Source organism: Kitasatospora sp. NPDC085895, assembly GCF_040702125.1.
Classification (GTDB): domain Bacteria; phylum Actinomycetota; class Actinomycetes; order Streptomycetales; family Streptomycetaceae; genus Kitasatospora; species Kitasatospora arboriphila.
Genome location: NZ_JBFBJY010000087.1, coordinates 16,924 through 32,783, shown reverse-complemented (window position 1 = coordinate 32,783; position 15,860 = coordinate 16,924). Strand labels below are relative to the sequence as shown.

Annotated in this window: 11 protein-coding genes; 8 read left to right on the top strand and 3 right to left on the bottom strand. The window is 71.7% G+C overall.

Going from position 1 to position 15,860, the window contains the following annotated elements; all coding sequences use genetic code 11:
* Window positions 1-187: 187 nt before the first annotated feature.
* Window positions 188-1,168 carry a magnesium and cobalt transport protein CorA gene (locus tag AB0442_RS35085; RefSeq protein WP_366167619.1) on the bottom strand — a complete coding sequence of 327 codons (981 nt, stop codon included), beginning with the start codon at window positions 1,166-1,168 and terminating at the stop codon, window positions 188-190.
* A gap of 107 nt (window positions 1,169-1,275) precedes the next feature.
* On the opposite strand from AB0442_RS35085, the gene AB0442_RS35080 reads away from it, so the two are divergent.
* The 4 genes from AB0442_RS35080 (at window position 1,276) to mshC (ending at window position 4,765) form a co-directional block, all read left to right on the top strand.
* A complete protein-coding gene (locus AB0442_RS35080) occupies window positions 1,276-1,962 on the top strand; it encodes a histidine phosphatase family protein (RefSeq protein ID WP_366167618.1) in 687 nt (228 codons plus the stop codon).
* Between the two features lie 82 nt (window positions 1,963-2,044).
* Window positions 2,045-2,608, top strand: a complete 564-nt coding sequence (locus tag AB0442_RS35075; RefSeq protein ID WP_344621570.1) for a DUF3090 domain-containing protein — start codon at window positions 2,045-2,047, stop codon at window positions 2,606-2,608.
* A 68-nt stretch (window positions 2,609-2,676) separates the two neighbouring features.
* Window positions 2,677-3,450 carry an SCO1664 family protein gene (locus AB0442_RS35070; protein ID WP_366167620.1) on the top strand — a complete coding sequence of 258 codons (774 nt, stop codon included), beginning with the start codon at window positions 2,677-2,679 and terminating at the stop codon, window positions 3,448-3,450.
* A gap of 85 nt (window positions 3,451-3,535) precedes the next feature.
* A complete protein-coding gene (gene mshC / locus AB0442_RS35065) occupies window positions 3,536-4,765 on the top strand; it encodes a cysteine--1-D-myo-inosityl 2-amino-2-deoxy-alpha-D-glucopyranoside ligase (RefSeq protein WP_366167617.1) in 1,230 nt (409 codons plus the stop codon).
* A 113-nt stretch (window positions 4,766-4,878) separates the two neighbouring features.
* On the opposite strand, the gene AB0442_RS35060 is transcribed toward mshC, so the two are convergent.
* Together AB0442_RS35060 and AB0442_RS35055 are read right to left on the bottom strand one after the other, a co-directional pair.
* On the bottom strand, window positions 4,879-5,835 hold the full coding sequence (locus tag AB0442_RS35060; RefSeq protein ID WP_344621572.1) for a PAC2 family protein: 957 nt from the start codon (window positions 5,833-5,835) through the stop codon (window positions 4,879-4,881).
* 158 nt (window positions 5,836-5,993) lie between these two features.
* Window positions 5,994-6,794, bottom strand: a complete 801-nt coding sequence (locus AB0442_RS35055; protein WP_366167616.1) for an SGNH/GDSL hydrolase family protein — start codon at window positions 6,792-6,794, stop codon at window positions 5,994-5,996.
* A gap of 190 nt (window positions 6,795-6,984) precedes the next feature.
* On the opposite strand from AB0442_RS35055, the gene AB0442_RS35050 reads away from it, so the two are divergent.
* The 4 genes from AB0442_RS35050 (at window position 6,985) to AB0442_RS35035 (ending at window position 15,859) form a co-directional block, all read left to right on the top strand.
* Window positions 6,985-7,998 (top strand): LacI family DNA-binding transcriptional regulator, encoded by a 1,014-nt coding sequence (locus tag AB0442_RS35050; RefSeq protein ID WP_344621574.1) that lies wholly within the window; start codon window positions 6,985-6,987, stop codon window positions 7,996-7,998.
* 220 nt (window positions 7,999-8,218) lie between these two features.
* Complete coding sequence (locus tag AB0442_RS35045) at window positions 8,219-9,526, top strand: discoidin domain-containing protein (RefSeq protein WP_366167615.1); 1,308 nt, start codon at window positions 8,219-8,221, stop codon at window positions 9,524-9,526.
* 191 nt (window positions 9,527-9,717) lie between these two features.
* Entirely contained in the window at window positions 9,718-14,010 is a 4,293-nt protein-coding gene (locus tag AB0442_RS35040; RefSeq protein WP_366167614.1) for a discoidin domain-containing protein, read from the top strand.
* Window positions 14,011-14,461: 451 nt separating this feature from the next.
* Window positions 14,462-15,859 carry an extracellular solute-binding protein gene (locus AB0442_RS35035; protein WP_366167613.1) on the top strand — a complete coding sequence of 466 codons (1,398 nt, stop codon included), beginning with the start codon at window positions 14,462-14,464 and terminating at the stop codon, window positions 15,857-15,859.
* Window position 15,860: the final 1 nt, after the last annotated feature.

Below are 15,860 nucleotides of genomic sequence, written 5' to 3'. Positions count from 1 at the left end.
ACCGCTCACCCACCGACGACTTCACCTGACCGGGCCTTGGCACACCCCGTCCAACGACCAATGCCCACCAAAGTCACCGGTATTGCATCTAGGCGGTCGGTTCGGGGGCGCGTGGGCACCTGATGGCCAAAGGCCGGGAGGTGCCACACGCGCCCCCGATGGTGACCTTCCGAGTGCCCTCGGAAGGTCAGAGCCAGCCGGCCCGCTTGAACAGGCGGTGCAGCACCAGGCAGACCAGGGCCATCAGGGCCAGCGCCGCCGGGTAGCCCCAGGGCTGGTGCAGCTCGGGCATGTACCGGAAGTTCATCCCGTAGATGCCCGCGATCATCGTCGGCACCGCCGCCAGCGCGGCCCAGGCCGAGATCTTCCGCATGTCGTCGTTCTGCTGCACGCTGACCTGGGCCAGGTTGGCGTTCAGGATGTCCGAGAGCAGCCGGTCCAGCGCCTCGACCTGCTCGGTGGTCCGGGTCAGGTGGTCGAGCACGTCCCGCAGGTAGGGCTGCAGGGCGTCCGGGACGAACGGCACGCCGCCGCGCACCAGCCGGGTGGCCGGCTCCAGCAGCGGTGCGCTCGCCCGCCGGAAGGCCACCACCTGCCGCTTGAAGGCGTAGATCCGCTCGGCGGCGCCGCGCGTCCGCCCCGGGGCGAACACGTCCGCCTCCAGCTCGTCCAGGTCGGACAGCAGTGTCGCGGAGAGGTCGAGGTAGCTGTCCACCACCAGGTCGCAGACCGCGTACAGCACCGCCGCCGGGCCCAGCCGCAGCAGGTCCTGCCGGTCCTCCAGCTCCTTGCGCATCGCGCCCAGCGGGCTGGCCTTCCCGTGCCGCACGGTGATCGCGAAGCAGTCGCCGACGAACACGAGCACCTCGCCGGTCTCCACCGTCCGGTCCGACTCCCGGTAGCCCAGGGTCTTGACCACGGTGAGCAGCGCGTCCGGGTAGACCTCCATCTTGGGGCGCTGGTGCGCGGCCGTCAGGGCGTCCTCCACCGCGAGCGGGTGCAGCGAGAACTCGGAGGAGACCAGGTCCAGTTCCTCCGGCGTCGGCTCGTGCAGCCCGATCCAGAGGAAGCCGTCACCGGCCGCCCGTACGGCGTCCAGCGCGTCCGAGAAGTCCGCGGGGCCCTCCACCCGGCGGCCGTCCCGGTACGTGGCGCAATCGACGATCATGCGGACATTCTCCCGTGCCGGGGCCCGAACGGTCATCACATCCCTTGAACGCACACCCGATGGGCACCCGTGCCCCACCCGGTACCCCAGGCCGTAGGCTAGTCCGCATGCCCACGCTGCTGCTCGTCCGCCACGGCCGATCGACCGCCAACACCGCCGGCGTCCTGGCCGGCTGGACGCCCGGCGTGGAACTCGACGACACCGGCCGCGAGCAGGCCGCCGGCCTGGTCGGCCGGCTCTCCGGGCTGCCGCTGGCGCACGCCGTCACCAGCCCGCTGGAGCGCTGCCGGCAGACCGTCGCCCCGCTGCTCGCCGCCCGCCCCGAACTCGCCGCCGCCGTCGACGAGCGACTCGGCGAGTGCAAGTACGGCGACTGGACGGGCCGCCCGCTGCACGAGCTCGCCAAGGAGCCGCTCTGGCGCACCGTGCAGGACCACGCCTCCGCCGCCGTCTTCCCCGGCGGGGAGTCGCTGCGCGACCTCAGCCACCGCACCGTCGACGCCGTCCGCGAGTGGGACGCGAAGGTCGCCGCCGAGCACGGCGAGGACGCCCTCTGGCTCGCCTGCACCCACGGCGACGTGATCAAGGCCGTGGTCGCCGACGCGCTCGGCCTGCACCTCGACCAGTTCCAGCGGATCTCCGTCGAGCCCTGCTCGGTCACCGCGATCCGCTACACCCCGCACCGCCCCTTCCTGTTGCGCCTCGGCGACACCGGCGGCCTCGCCGCACTCGCCCCGAAGCAGCAGCCCGCCCAGGTGCCCGGCGGCGACGCCGTGGTCGGCGGGACGAGCTGAGCCAACCGGTCGCCGCGTCCGTGCGGCGCACGTCGTAGGGTGGCCGATGAGCCCCCGTCCGATCCCGATCCGGAGCGAGAGAGTGCCCCGTCAGGTCTTCTTCTACGACCAGCCAGAGCGGTTCGTGGCCGGCACCGTCGGCCAGCCCGGATCCCGTGCGTTCTACCTGCAGGCCAGCGCCCGGGGCCGGATCACCAGCGTGCTGCTCGAGAAGGCCCAGGTGGCCGCGCTCGCCGAACGCGTCGAGGAGGTCCTCGACGAGGCGCTGCGGCGCAGCGGCGGCTCGTCCGCGATCCCCGCCGTCGCCCCCACCGAACTGCTCGACAGTGCGCCGCTCGACCTGCCGCTGGAACAGGAGTTCCGGGTCGGCACCATGGCGCTCGCCTGGGACAGCGTCGACGAACGGCTCGTCGTCGAGGCACAGGCCCTGGTGGAGGACGCCGAGGAGGACGAGAACGCCCTCTACGAGGACGACGAGAACGGCCCCGACATGCTGCGGGTCAGGCTCACCGGAGCGATGGCCCGGGTCTTCGCCAAGCGCGCCCTCGACCTGGTCGCGGCGGGCCGCAGGCCCTGCCCGTTCTGCAACCTGCCCCTCGACCCGGAGGGCCACCTGTGCCCGCGCGCGAACGGATACCGGCGCTGAGCGCGGACGCCCTCCCGGGCGCCGACCCGGCCACCAGCGCGGCACTCGCGGCCGACGCGCCCGCCGCCCTGGCGCTGCTCGGCGCCGGCGAACTCGCCGTGCACGGCCGTCTCACCGACGCCTCCAACGCGGTGCTGTACTGCACGGTGACCCTGGACGGCACCACCGCCCCCTGCGTCTACAAGCCGGTGGCCGGCGAACGGCCGCTCTGGGACTTCCCGGACGGCACCCTCGCCGGCCGCGAGACCGCCGCGTACGAGCTCTCCGCCGCCACCGGCTGGGCGCTCGTCCCGCCCACCGTGCTGCGGGACGGCCCCGCCGGCCCCGGCATGGTGCAGCTCTGGGTCGAACCCGACCCCGGGGCACCCGAACTGCTCGACCTCCAGGACCCGGCCGGACCGGACGAGGGCTGGCTGCCGATCGTCCGCGCCGAGGTCGAGGGCGGCCGCACCGCCCTGCTCGTCCACCGCGACGACGAACGGCTGCGCCGGCTCGCCGTCCTCGACGCCGTGATCAACAACGCCGACCGCAAGGGCGGCCACTGGATACCCGCCGCCGACGGGCGGATCTACGGCATCGACCACGGCGTGACCTTCAACACCGAGAACAAGCTCCGCACCCTGCTCTGGGGCTGGGCCGAACAGCCGCTCACCGCGGAGGCCGTCGAGGTGCTCGGCCGGCTCGCCGCAGACCTGCCCGGAGCCCTGGGGGAGCGGCTGCGACCGCACCTGACCCCGGCCGAGCTGGAGGCCGCGGCCCACCGGATCGACGCCCTGCTCAAGGCCGGACGCCACCCGCTGCCCTCCCCGCACTGGCCCTCGATCCCCTGGCCGCCGCTCTGAGGCACGGCAGGCGGAGGGGGAGGATTCCGGCCGATCCCGAACACTGGTTAGCCTTTCAAATGATCGCCCGGTTAGAGTCGGAACCATGCATGCCTGGCCCGCCTCCGAGGTTCCCGCCCTGCCTGGTCAGGGGCTTCCCCTTCGTGTCTTCGACACCGCCACGAGCAGTGTCCGCGAGATCGTGCCCGAGGGCCCGACCGCCCGCCTGTACGTCTGCGGCATCACCCCGTACGACGCCACCCACCTGGGCCACGCCGCCACCTACAACACCTTCGACCTGGTGCAGCGGGTCTGGAAGGACGCCGGCCACGACGTCCTCTACGTCCAGAACGTCACCGACGTCGACGACCCGCTGCTCGAGCGCGCCGTCGCCACCGGCCAGGACTGGACGGAGCTCGCCGCCCGCGAGACCGCCCTCTTCCGCGAGGACATGACCGCCCTGCGGATGCTCCCGCCCGCCCACTACGTCGGCGCCGTCGAGTCGATCCCGTGGATCGTCCCGCTCGTCAAGCAGCTGCTCGCCACCGGCGCCGCCTACGAACTCGACGGCGACATCTACTTCTCCGTCGACGCCGACCCGCGCTTCGGCGAGGTCTCCGGCCTCGACCGGGACGCCATGCTGCCGGTCTTCGCCGAACGCGGCGGCGACCCCCAGCGCCCCGGCAAGAAGCACCCGCTGGACGCCCTGCTCTGGCTCTCCGCCCGCCCCGGCGAACCCGCCTGGGACACCGAGCTCGGCCACGGCCGGCCCGGCTGGCACATCGAGTGCGTCGCCATCGCCCTGAAGTACCTCGGCATGTCCTTCGACATCCAGGGCGGCGGCAGCGACCTCTCCTTCCCGCACCACGAGATGGGCGCCGCCCACGCGCAGGTCGCCAGCGGCGAGCACCCCTACGCCCGGGCGTACGTGCACGCCGGCATGGTCGCGCTGGACGGGCACAAGATGTCCAAGTCCCGCGGCAACCTGGTGTTCGTCTCCAAGCTGCGGCGCGAGGGCGTCGACCCGGCGGCGATCAGGCTCGCCCTGCTCGCCCACCACTACCGCAGCGACTGGGAGTGGACCGAGCAGGACCTCGCCCAGGCCGAGAAGCGGCTCGCCCTCTGGCGCGCCGCCGTCTCCCGGCCGGACGGGCCCCCGGCGGAGGGGATGCTCGCCGAGATGCGGGCCGCCCTCGCGGAGGACCTGGACGCGCCGGGTGCGCTGGAGGCGGTGGACCGCTGGGCCGCCGCGCAGGCCGCCGACGGCGGCGAGGACATCGGGGCGCCGGGGCTGGTCTCCCGCGCGGTGGACGCGCTCCTGGGCGTGGCGCTCTGAGGCCGCGCGAGCACTGACGGGTCAACCACAGGGCGCGGGGCCCCGCGCGCTGCGGAAGGTGATCGACGGATCCTTCCGAGTCGCGCAGTTCCCCGCGCCCCTGGTGGTTGCCCTTATTCGTCGGTGCCGGGCTTGTCGTCGGGGTCGTCGTCGGCCTTGTCGTCCTCGTCCTTGTCGGGCTTGGACTCGGTGGCGTGGCCGGCGACGGGCTTCTCGCCGGTGGGGCCGAGGTTCTCGCGCCGCCGCAGGTACCGCTCGAACTCGCGGGCGATGGCGTCGCCGGACGCCTCCGGCAGTTCGGCGGTGTCCTGGGCCTCCTCCAGCTGCTGCACGTACTCGGCGACCTCGCTGTCCTCGGCGGCCAGCTGGTCCACCCCGAGCTGCCAGGCACGGGAGTCCTCGGCCAGTTCGCCCGGCGGGATCCGCAGGTCGAGCAGGTCCTCCAGCTTGTTGATCAGCGCCAGGGTGGCCTTGGGGTTGGGCGGCTGCGCCACGTAGTGCGGCACCGCGGCCCAGAGCGTCACGGCCGGCACCCCGGCGTGCGCGCAGGCCTCCTGCAGGACGCCGACGATGCCGGTCGGCCCCTCGTACTTGCTCTCCTCCAGGTCGAGCGTGCGGGCGAGCGCCGCGTCCGAGGTGACGCCGCTGACCGGGACGGGGCGGCTGTGCGGGGTGTCCCCGAGCAGGGCGCCGAGGATGACCACCAGCTCGACGCCCAGCTCGTGGGCGAAGCCGAGCAGCTCGTTGCAGTAGGAGCGCCAGCGCATGCTGGGCTCGATGCCGCGGACCAGCACGAGGTCCCGGGTCTTCGGCTCGTTCACCCGGACCACCGAGAGGCGGGTGGTCGGCCAGGTGATCCGGCGCACGCCGCCGTCCAGCCAGATGGTGGGGCGGTTGACCTGGAAGTCGTAGTAGTCCTCGGCGTCGAGCGCCGCGAACACCTTGCCGCCCCAGGTCTCGTCCAGGTGTCCGACGGCGGCCGAGGCGGCGTCGCCGGCGTCGTTCCAGCCCTCGAAGGCGCAGATCATCACCGGGTCGATCAACTCGGGAACGTCCTCCAGCTCGATCACCCAGCGTCTCCCTCCGTCGACCGGTGCCGCCCCCCTCCCGGCCCGTGGACCGGTGGCCGGCTGCCGGCCTGTCGAACCTCGCGTGGAACGCCCCGTTCCACGGTCCCTACCTGCCCAGCCTACGGGCATTGATGCCTTCCCAGGCCGGAGTGGGAAGCCTATCCGAGCGCGGCGTCCGACACGCTCGGCAGGTAGCCGCCGGACTGCCCGGCGGCCTTCGGGTGGTACGACTCCCAGAGCGGCAGGGTGATCGGGTGGATCCACTCGTCCGGGCCGCCCCGGCACGCTCCGTGTCCGTCGAAGCCGGCCCGGACGTCGGCGAAGCGGAAGCCCTGCTTGGCGGACTGACGCTCGATCAGGTCGTCCAGCGCGTCGGTGAGGGCGTTGAAGCGGGCCCGGCGGGCCTCGGTGCCGATCAGGCAGGTCGCGGCGGTGCCGAGCAGACGGGGGTATCCGGTGACGACCACGCGGGCCGAGGGGGCCTTGGCGTCCAGGGCGCGGTACAGCGTGTCGAGGCGGCCCGGGAGCTCCTCGCGCAGCCGGCGCTCGGACTCGTCCAGGGCGGCGTCGCAGTGCGCGTCGGTGGTGAGCGGCTGCAGGCAGGCGACGACGGCGTCGCCGAAGCCCAGGTCGTTGCCGCCCACGGTGAGGGTGACGAGGGTGGTGTCGGCGGGCACCCGCGGGACCTGGTCGCGCTCCACGTCGGCGGTGGCGGCGCCGTTGCAGGCGGCGAAGAGGAAGTCGGCCGGCCCGTTCGCGGCCCGCCAGAGCTCCGGGTAGGAACGGGTGGAGCGGCGGCAGCCGGCGCTCACCGGGTCGTAGGCCCCCGCGCCCACCCCGGCGGCGTAGGAGTCGCCGAGCGCCGCGTAGCGGGCGGCCGGGGCGGCGCCGGCCGGGGCCGCGGCGGGCAGCAGGAGCAGGGGAGCGGCGGCGAGGACGGTGAGCAGCTGGAGGCGCACGGGGGGTACTCCGGTTCTGCGGGGACGGGAGCCCGCGGGGGAGGGCCCCGCGAGGGATCCGAAGGGGGACGAGGGCGGCGCCGGATGACGTGCCGTCGCGCATGGTAGTCATTCGCATGCGGAAAGCGAGCGCGACAAGCTCTGCAAATTCACGCAAGCCGTTTGCGTTTTTTGCCGTACACTCGCAGCCATGACACGACGACTTGCCGAAGTGGCGAAGAAGGTCGGGGTGAGCGAGGCGACCGTCAGCCGGGTGCTGAACGAGAAGCCCGGCGTCTCCGAGGCGACCCGGGCCGCGGTGCTCACCGCGCTCGACGTGCTCGGCTACGAGCGCCCCACCCAGCTGCGCGGCGAGCGGGCCCGGCTGGTCGGCCTGGTCCTGCCGGAGCTGCAGAACCCGATCTTCCCCGCGTTCGCCGAGGTCGTCAGTGGTGCGCTGGCCGGCCAGGGCTTCACGCCGGTGCTCTGCACCCAGACCGCGGGCGGCGTCTCCGAGGCGGACTACGTGGACCTGCTGCTGGAGCAGCAGGTGTCCGGCATCGTGTTCTTCGGCGGTCTGTACGCCCAGGGCGACGCCCCGCACGAGCACTACGACCGGCTCGCCGAGCGCAGCCTGCCGACGGTGCTGCTCAACGCCGCCATCGAGGACCTGGACTTCCCCCGGGTGTCCTGCGACGACGCGGTCGCCGTCGAGCAGGCGGTCGGCCACCTGCACCAGTTGGGCCACCGCAAGATCGGCCTGGTGCTGGGTCCGGCCGACCACGTGCCCTCGCAGCGCAAGCTCGGCGCGGCCCGCGCGGCGCTGGCCAGGGCCGGTGTCGACCTGCCGGACGAGCACGTGGAGCAGGCCCTGTTCAGCCTGGAGGGCGGCCAGGCGGCGACCACCCGGCTGCTGCGCCAGGGCGTCACCGGCGTGGTCTGCGCGAGCGACCCGCTGGCGCTCGGCGCCGTCCGCGCGGTGCGCCGGGCGGGCCTGTCGGTGCCCGGCGACGTGTCGGTGATCGGGTACGACGACTCCTCGTTCATGATGTGCACCGACCCGCCGCTGACCACGGTGCGCCAGCCCATCGAGGCGATGGGGCGGGCGGCCGTCGAGCTGCTGGTGGGTGAGATCGCCGGGGTGAAGGTGACCCACGACGAGCTGCTCTTCGAGCCGGAGCTGGTGGTCCGCGGGTCCACCGCCCCGATGCGCGACCGGGGTTGACGACCCGGGAGGAATCCCCGCAACCCACCCCCTGACGGGCCGTCGGACCAAGGGCGGGCACTTCGGTGCCCGCCCTTTTTCGTGTGCCCGCATGCGGTGCGATCCGTTGACATGCTTGTAGCACCTCTGTAACTCTTGGCTGCCATCGCGCAAAACTCGAACATATTAACGTCAGATTCGTGATTCCTTCTGCAACTTCCCCCCACGAAGGCAGGACCCCATGGGAATCCCGCGCCGCTCGCTCCTCCTGACGGCAGCCGCCGCCTCGACGGCCGGCCTGCTGCCGCCCGCGTCCGCCCGCGCGGCCGGCAGCCCGCCCGGGGACGTCGTCGGCAGGATCACCGTCGGCTACCAGGGCTGCTTCGCCTGCCCCGGGGACGGCGCCCCGATCAACGGCTGGTGGCACTGGTCCCAGGACTGGTCGCACGCGCCGTCCCCCGGCAACAACGCCCTGCGGGCCTGGCCGGACATGCGCGAGTACACCGCCGGCCACGGCACGGCCTACGGTCCGCTCGGCGACGGCACCCCCGCCGTGCTGTTCTCCTCCTACGACCAGCAGACCGTCGACACGCACTTCCGCTGGATGCGCGAGTACGGCTGCGACACCGCCGCCCTCCAGCGGTTCGACCCCAACGGCGGCGAGGGCGCCACCCGGGACGCCGTGACCGCGAAGGTGCGCAGCGCCGCGGAGGCCGATCGGTTCCTCGCGGACGTGCAGCAGGGCGACCAGGCCGACTGCAACGCCCGCGGCATCGACTACCAGCCCTGCGTGCTGCCCGGCGAAGTCTCCGAACGCCAGCGCGCGCACGGCGACTTCATGTGGCGGCAGTTCTACAACACCGTCCGGCTCGGCGCGCAGGGCCTGTACGTCTCCATGTTCGACGAGTTCAACGAGGGCAACCAGATCGCCAAGACGGCGGAGAGCGCGGCGGTGCTGCCCGCCGACTCCGGCCTGCTCGCCCTCGACGAGGACGGCACCGCCTGCTCCTCCGACCACTACCTGAGGCTCACCGCCGACGGCGGCCGGATGCTCAAGGGGCAGCTCGCCCTGACCCCCGTCCGGCCCACCCCGCCCACCACCGGCGACACCACTCCGCCGCCGCCCGCCGGGGACCTCGCCCTGCACCGGCCGACCGCCGAGAGCAGCCACACCCAGGTCTACGGCAGCGGCAACGCCGTCGACGGCGACCCGAACTCGTACTGGGAGAGCGCCAACAGCGCCTTCCCGCAGTGGCTCCAGGTCGACCTGCAGACGGTCCACCCCGTCCGTCGCCCGGTCCTCGCGGTGCCGCCCGCCCCGGCGTGGGCCGCCCGCACCCGGACGGTCGCCGTGCTCGGCTCCACCGACGGCGCCGCCTTCACCACCCCGGCCGGCGCCGCCGGGTACCGCTTCGACCCGGCCACCGGCAACACCGCCGTGCTCACCCTGCCCGCCGCCGTGCAGACCCGGTACCTCCGGCTGCAGTTCACCGGCAACACCGGCTGGCCGGCCGGGCAGCTCTCCGCGCTGCAGGTCTTCGCCCAGTAGCGCCCGTCCGGCCGGAACACCGGCGCCCGCGCACCGCCGCGGGGAGGACGGACCCACCACAGACCTCGGGCCGCCGCACACCCGGCGGCCCGATCCGGGGCATGCCCCGGCGCACCCCGAGGGGTGCTCGCGCGGCGGAGCCGGGGGCCGCCACGCCGCGCACGCCATGACATCCGAGACAGAGGGACGCAATGAGATCCAACCGCACACTGCCGCGGCTCGGCGCCGCGACGGTCGCGACCGGACTGCTGCTGATGGTGATCGGGCCGGTCGTACCGGCCCACGCCGCCGGCGGTCCGAACCTCGCGGCCGGCAAGACCGTGACCGCCAGCAGTTCCACCGGTGTCCAGGTGGTCGGCAACGTCAACGACGGCAGCCAGGACACCTACTGGGAGTCGGCCAACAACGCGCTGCCGCAGTGGGTCCAGGTCGACCTGGGCAGCCCCACCGCGATCGACCAGGTGGTGCTGAAGCTGCCGGCGGGCTGGGGATCCCGGGACGAGACGCTGACCCTGCTGGGTTCCACCGACGGCTCGAACTTCTCCACCGTCCTCGGCTCCGCCGCCCGGTCCTTCGACCCGGGCGTCGGCAACACCGTCCGGCTGAACTTCGCCTCCACCACCACCCGTTTCGTGCGGGTGAGCGTCACCGCGAACACCGGCTGGTCGGCCGCCCAGATCTCCGAGCTGGAGGTGTACGGCTCGACCAGCGCCTCCGGCAACCTCGTCCGCTCGGCCACCGCCAGCAGCGCCAACGGCGCCTACACGGCGAACAATGCGGCCGACGGCAACACCGGCACCTACTGGGAGAGCGCGAACAACGCCTTCCCGCAGTGGTACCAGGCCGACCTCGGCTCCGCCGTGCCGGTCAACAAGCTGGTGCTGCGGCTGCCCTCCGGCTGGGAGACCCGCAGCGAGACGCTGAAGGTCCAGGGCTCCACCGACGGCAGCAACTTCACCGACCTGGTCGCCTCCGCCGCGTACACCTTCAACCCGGCCACCGGGAACAGCGCGACGATCAACCTGAGCACGACCACCACCCGGTACGTGCGCCTCTCGTTCACCGCCAACAGCGCCTGGCCGGCCGCCCAGCTCTCCGAGTTCGAGGTGTACGGCCCGAGCAGCGGCGACACCCAGGCGCCCGGCGCGCCCGGCAGCCTGGCGTACACCCAGCCCGGCTCCGGCCAGATCAAGCTGACCTGGAACGCGGCCGCCGACAACGTGGGCGTCACCGGCTACGACGTCTACGCCAACGGCGAGTTGCTGACCAGCGTGGCCGGGAACGTGCTGACCTACACCGACAACCGCCCGGACAGCGCGACCGTCTGGTACTACGTCAAGGCGAAGGACGCGGCGGGCAACCAGTCCGCGGCCAGCAACACCGTCACCCGCACCGGCCAGAGCGGCGACACCCAGGCGCCCAGCGCGCCCGGCGGTCTCACCTACACCCAGCCCGGCTCCGGCCAGATCAAGCTGACCTGGACGGCCTCCTCCGACAACGTGGGCGTCAGCGGCTACGACGTGTACGCCAACGGCTCGCTGAAGGCCAGCGTCGGCGGCTCGGTGCTGACCTACACCGACAGCCAGCCGGACACCGCGACCGTCTCCTACTACGTCAAGGCCAAGGACGCGGCGGGCAACCAGTCCGCGGCCAGCAACACGGTGATCCGCACCGGCCAGACCGGCGGCAGCGGCACCAACCTGGCGGCGGGCAAGCCGATCACGGCCAACTCCTCCGTCTACTCCTTCGTGGCGACCAACGCCAACGACAACGACGTCACCAGCTACTGGGAGGGCGCGGGCGGCAGCTACCCCAACACCCTGACCGTGGCGCTGGGTTCGAACGCCGACACCCAGCAGGTGGTGCTCAAGCTCAACCCGGCCCCGGCCTGGGGCGCCCGCACCCAGACCGTCGAGGTACTGGGCCGCGAGCAGAGCAGCTCGACCTTCACCACGCTCGTCGCCGCCAAGCCGTACGGCTTCGACCCGGCCTCCGGCAACACGGTGACCATCCCGGTCAGCGCCCGGGTCGCCGACGTCCAGCTGAAGATCACCAGCAACACCGGCTCCAGCGCCGGCCAGGTCGCCGAGTTCCAGGTGGTCGGCGTGCCCGCCCCCAACCCGGACCTGACCGTCACCGGCACCACCGTCTCCCCGGCCGGCCCGGTCGAGACCGACGCCCTGACCCTCGCCACCACGGTGAAGAACCAGGGCAACGCCGCCTCCGCCGCCACCTCGGTCAACCTGTACCTGGGCTCCACCAAGGCCGGCACCGCCCAGGTCGGCGCGCTCGCCGCGGGTGCCTCCGGCACCGTCGACGTGAGCGTCCCGGCGCAGAACGCGGGCAGCTACCAGCTCACCGCCAAGGTCGACGAGTCCAACGCCGTCATCGAGCAGGACGAGACCAACAACACCTGGACGGCGGCGAGCGACCTGGTGGTCAACCAGGTGGCCAGCTCCGACCTGGTGGCGGCGCCGGTCTCCTGGTCGCCGTCCAACCCTGCGGCCGGCAACGCGGTCAACTTCACCGTGGCGATCAAGAACCAGGGCACCTCGGCGGCCGCCTCCGGCGCCCACGGGGTCACCCTGACCGTGCTCGACGCCCAGGGCAACGCCGTCAAGACGCTGACCGGCTCCTACAGCGGCGCGATCGCCCCCGGCGCCACCACCTCCCCGGTGTCGCTGGGCAGCTGGACGGCCGTCAACGGCAAGTACACGGTGAAGACGGTCATCGCCACCGACGCCAACGAGCTGCCGGTCAAGCAGGCCAACAACACCAGCAGCCAGGGCCTGTACATCGGCCGCGGCGCCAACATGCCCTTCGACACCTACGAGGCCGAGGACGGCGTGCCGGGCGGCGGGGCGGCCCTGGTCGGCCCGAACCGCACCATCGGCGACCTGGCCGGCGAGGCCTCCGGCCGCAAGGCCGTGACGCTCGACTCGACCGGCTCCTCGGTGGAGTTCACCACCAAGGCGGCCACCAACACGCTGGTCACCCGCTTCTCGATCCCGGACAGCGCGAGCGGCGACGGCACCAACGCCACGCTGAACGTCTACGTCGACGGCACCTTCCTCAAGGCGATCGACCTGACGTCCAAGTACGCCTGGCTGTACGGCAGCGAGACCGCGCCCGGCAACTCGCCCGGCTCCGGCGGGCAGCGGCACGTCTACGACGAGGCCAACCTGCTGCTCGGCACCACCGTGCCGGCCGGTCACAAGATCAAGCTGCAGAAGGACCCGGCCAACACCAGCCGGTACGCGATCGACTTCGTGAGCCTGGAGCAGGCCACCCAGATCTCCAACCCGGACCCGGCGAAGTACGTCGTCCCGGCCGGCTTCACCCACCAGGACGTGCAGAACGCCCTGGACAAGGTCCGGATGGACACCACCGGCACCTACGTCGGCGTCTACCTGCCCGCGGGCGACTACCAGACCGCGAACAAGTTCCAGGTCTACGGCAAGGCGGTCAAGGTCGTCGGCGCCGGCCCCTGGTTCACCCGGTTCTACGCGCCCGCCTCGCAGAGCAACACCGACGTCGGCTTCCGCGCCGAGGCCACCGCGAACGGCTCGACCTTCTCGGGCTTCGCCTACTTCGGCAACTACACCTCGCGGATCGACGGCCCCGGCAAGGTGTTCGACTTCTCCAACGTCGCGAACATCACGATCGACGACATCTGGACCGAGCACATGGTCTGCATGTACTGGGGTGCCAACACCGACGGCATGCGGATCACCAACTCGCGGATCCGCGACACCTTCGCCGACGGCATCAACATGACCAACGGCTCCACCGACAACCTCATCTCCAACAACGAGGCGCGGGCCACCGGTGACGACTCCTTCGCGCTGTTCTCCGCCATCGACGCCGGCGGCGCCGACGAGAAGAACAACGTCTTCGAGAACCTCACCACCATCCTGACCTGGCGCGCGGCGGGCATCGCGGTGTACGGCGGCTACGCCAACACCTTCCGCAACGTCTACATCGCGGACACCCTCTGCTACTCCGGCGTGACCATCTCGTCGCTGGACTTCGGCTACCCGATGAACGGTTTCGGCGCCTCGCCCACGACGAACCTGCAGAACATGACGATCGTCCGGTCCGGCGGCCACTTCTGGGGCCAGCAGGTCTTCCCGGCGATCTGGGTCTTCTCGGCCTCCAAGGTCTTCCAGGGCATCCGCGTGAGCGACGTCGACATCGTCGACCCGACCTACAGCGGCATCATGTTCCAGACCAAGTACACCGGCAGCCAGCCGGAGAACCCGGTGAAGGACACCGTCTTCACCAACGTCTCGATCACCGGCGCCAAGAAGAGCGGCGACGCCTTCGACGCCAAGTCCGGCTACGGCGTCTGGGCCAACGAGATGCCCGAGGCGGGCCAAGGACCGGCGGTGGGTGAGGCGGTCTTCAACAACCTCACCATGAGCGGCAACTTCAAGGACGTCCAGAACACCACGTCCACGTTCAAGATCACCCTCAACCCGTAACGATTGCGCAAACGAAGCAGGGCGGGCGCCCTTCGGCCCGCCCTGCTTCGGCGTTTTCCTGCAGTCGCTTGCGGGCCCTGCGGGCCGCTTGCGCGGATGGGTGCGCAACCCGGTGCCACCGGGCCCGGCAAGGGCTTCCGAGGCCCCGTGAGGGGTCTTTCGGCAGGTGGCGGGCGGGGTGCGGCGGCCCTACGGCCGCCAGGGCGGTCACGCAAAACTGCGCGATCAGTGTCGTCTTTTTGCGAAATATAGTCGACATCTTGTGGACATCTGTCGAGGCTGGTTAAGTAGTCGACACCGGCCGGCGCTGCTGCCAGACACAGCGACCCGTGCCCCGGCCTCGCACGCTTCCCCGGCTCCCGGACGTCTTCCGGGGCCGGCCCCCACCGGAAATCCACGGGCACCCCCGCGCCCAGGCGCAGCCCGCACGTGCTTGAAAGGGTCCATCCGCATGACCAGAGACCGGCTCCTCCGCAGAACCGTCGCCCTCGCCACCGCCGCGGGCCTCGCCCTCACCGCGGCCGAGTGCTCCTCCGGCTCCGACGCCGGCAACTCCGGGGACTCCGGCAAGCCCGCGGCCAGTGCCTCCCTCGACCCGAACACCAAGGTCACCATCGGCATCGACTGCCAGCCGCCGACCACCAAGCCGGCCGAGCGCAAGCAGTGGTCCGAGGACGTCGCGGCGTTCAACAAGCTCTACCCGAACGTCACGATCAACGCGAAGGACGCCTCCCCCTGCGAGGAGCCGGCCTCCTTCACCGCCCAGCTCAAGGGCAAGACCCAGCCGGACGTCTTCTACACGTACTTCACCGACCTGGACCAGGTGCTCGACGCCGACCAGGCCGAGGACATCTCGGCCTACGTCAACGAGCGGACGGTGCCCGCGCTCAAGGACATCGACCCGTCCGTCATGAAGACCCTCACCTCGGAGGGCAGGCTCTACGGCCTGCCCACCACCAACTACAAGATGGGCCTGCTGTACAACCGCAAGCTCTTCAAGCAGGCCGGCCTCGACCCGGAGAAGCCGCCGACCACCTGGGCCGAGGTCCGCGAGGCCGCCAAGAAGATCGCGGCGCTCGGCAACGGCGTCAACGGCTACGGCGACTACAGCGCCACCAACCAGGGCGGCTGGCACTTCACCGCCGAGCTCTACGGCCTCGGCGGCTCGATGACCACCGAGGACGGCAAGAAGGCCGCCTTCAACACGCCCGAGGGCAAGCAGGTCCTGCAGAACCTGTACGACATGCGCTGGACCGACAACACCATGGGCGCCACCCAGAGCCTCAAGTGGCCCGACCTGATGACCCAGATGTCGACCGACAAGCTCGGCATGTACGTCGGCGCGCCGGACGACATCACCTACATGGTGCAGACCCTCAAGGGCAACTACGAGGACTACGGCATGGGCCCGATGCCCGGCGGCAAGGGCGCCCTGCTCGGCGGCGCCGACTACATGTTCAAGAAGGGCTCCACCCCGGACCAGATCAAGGCCGGCATCGCCTGGGTCAACTTCAAGTGGCTGACCATGGGCAAGGGTCAGTTCGACTACGCCCGCACCAAGGCCGACGGCCTGCCGGTCGGCCTGCCGCAGCCCTTCCTGTTCGGCGGATCCACCCTGGACGCCGACAACAGGGCCAAGGCGGCCAGCGCCACCGTCCCGGTGCAGAACTACGCGCCGTACCTGGCCGCTTCGGTGCCCGGCAAGACCGAGCCCGCCAACGCCCAGCAGATCTACAAGGTCCTCGACGGTGCCGTCTCGGCCGTCCTGACCGACAAGAACGCCAACGTCGACAAGCTGCTCTCGGACGCCGAGAGCCAGGTCAACCAGGTGCTGGCCAACCTCCAGTGAC

What these genes read in the sequence shown, in the direction of transcription:
- AB0442_RS35040 (WP_366167614.1), top strand. Translation starts at nt 9,718, where the DNA reads ATGAGATCCAACCGCACACTGCCGCGGCTCGGCGCCGCGACGGTCGCG.
- AB0442_RS35045 (WP_366167615.1), top strand. Translation starts at nt 8,219, where the DNA reads ATGGGAATCCCGCGCCGCTCGCTCCTCCTGACGGCAGCCGCCGCCTCG.
- AB0442_RS35035 (WP_366167613.1), top strand. Translation starts at nt 14,462, where the DNA reads ATGACCAGAGACCGGCTCCTCCGCAGAACCGTCGCCCTCGCCACCGCC.
- mshC (WP_366167617.1), top strand. Translation starts at nt 3,536, where the DNA reads ATGCATGCCTGGCCCGCCTCCGAGGTTCCCGCCCTGCCTGGTCAGGGG.
- AB0442_RS35085 (WP_366167619.1), bottom strand. Translation starts at nt 1,168, where the DNA reads ATGATCGTCGATTGCGCCACGTACCGGGACGGCCGCCGGGTGGAGGGC.
- AB0442_RS35050 (WP_344621574.1), top strand. Translation starts at nt 6,985, where the DNA reads ATGACACGACGACTTGCCGAAGTGGCGAAGAAGGTCGGGGTGAGCGAG.
- AB0442_RS35080 (WP_366167618.1), top strand. Translation starts at nt 1,276, where the DNA reads ATGCCCACGCTGCTGCTCGTCCGCCACGGCCGATCGACCGCCAACACC.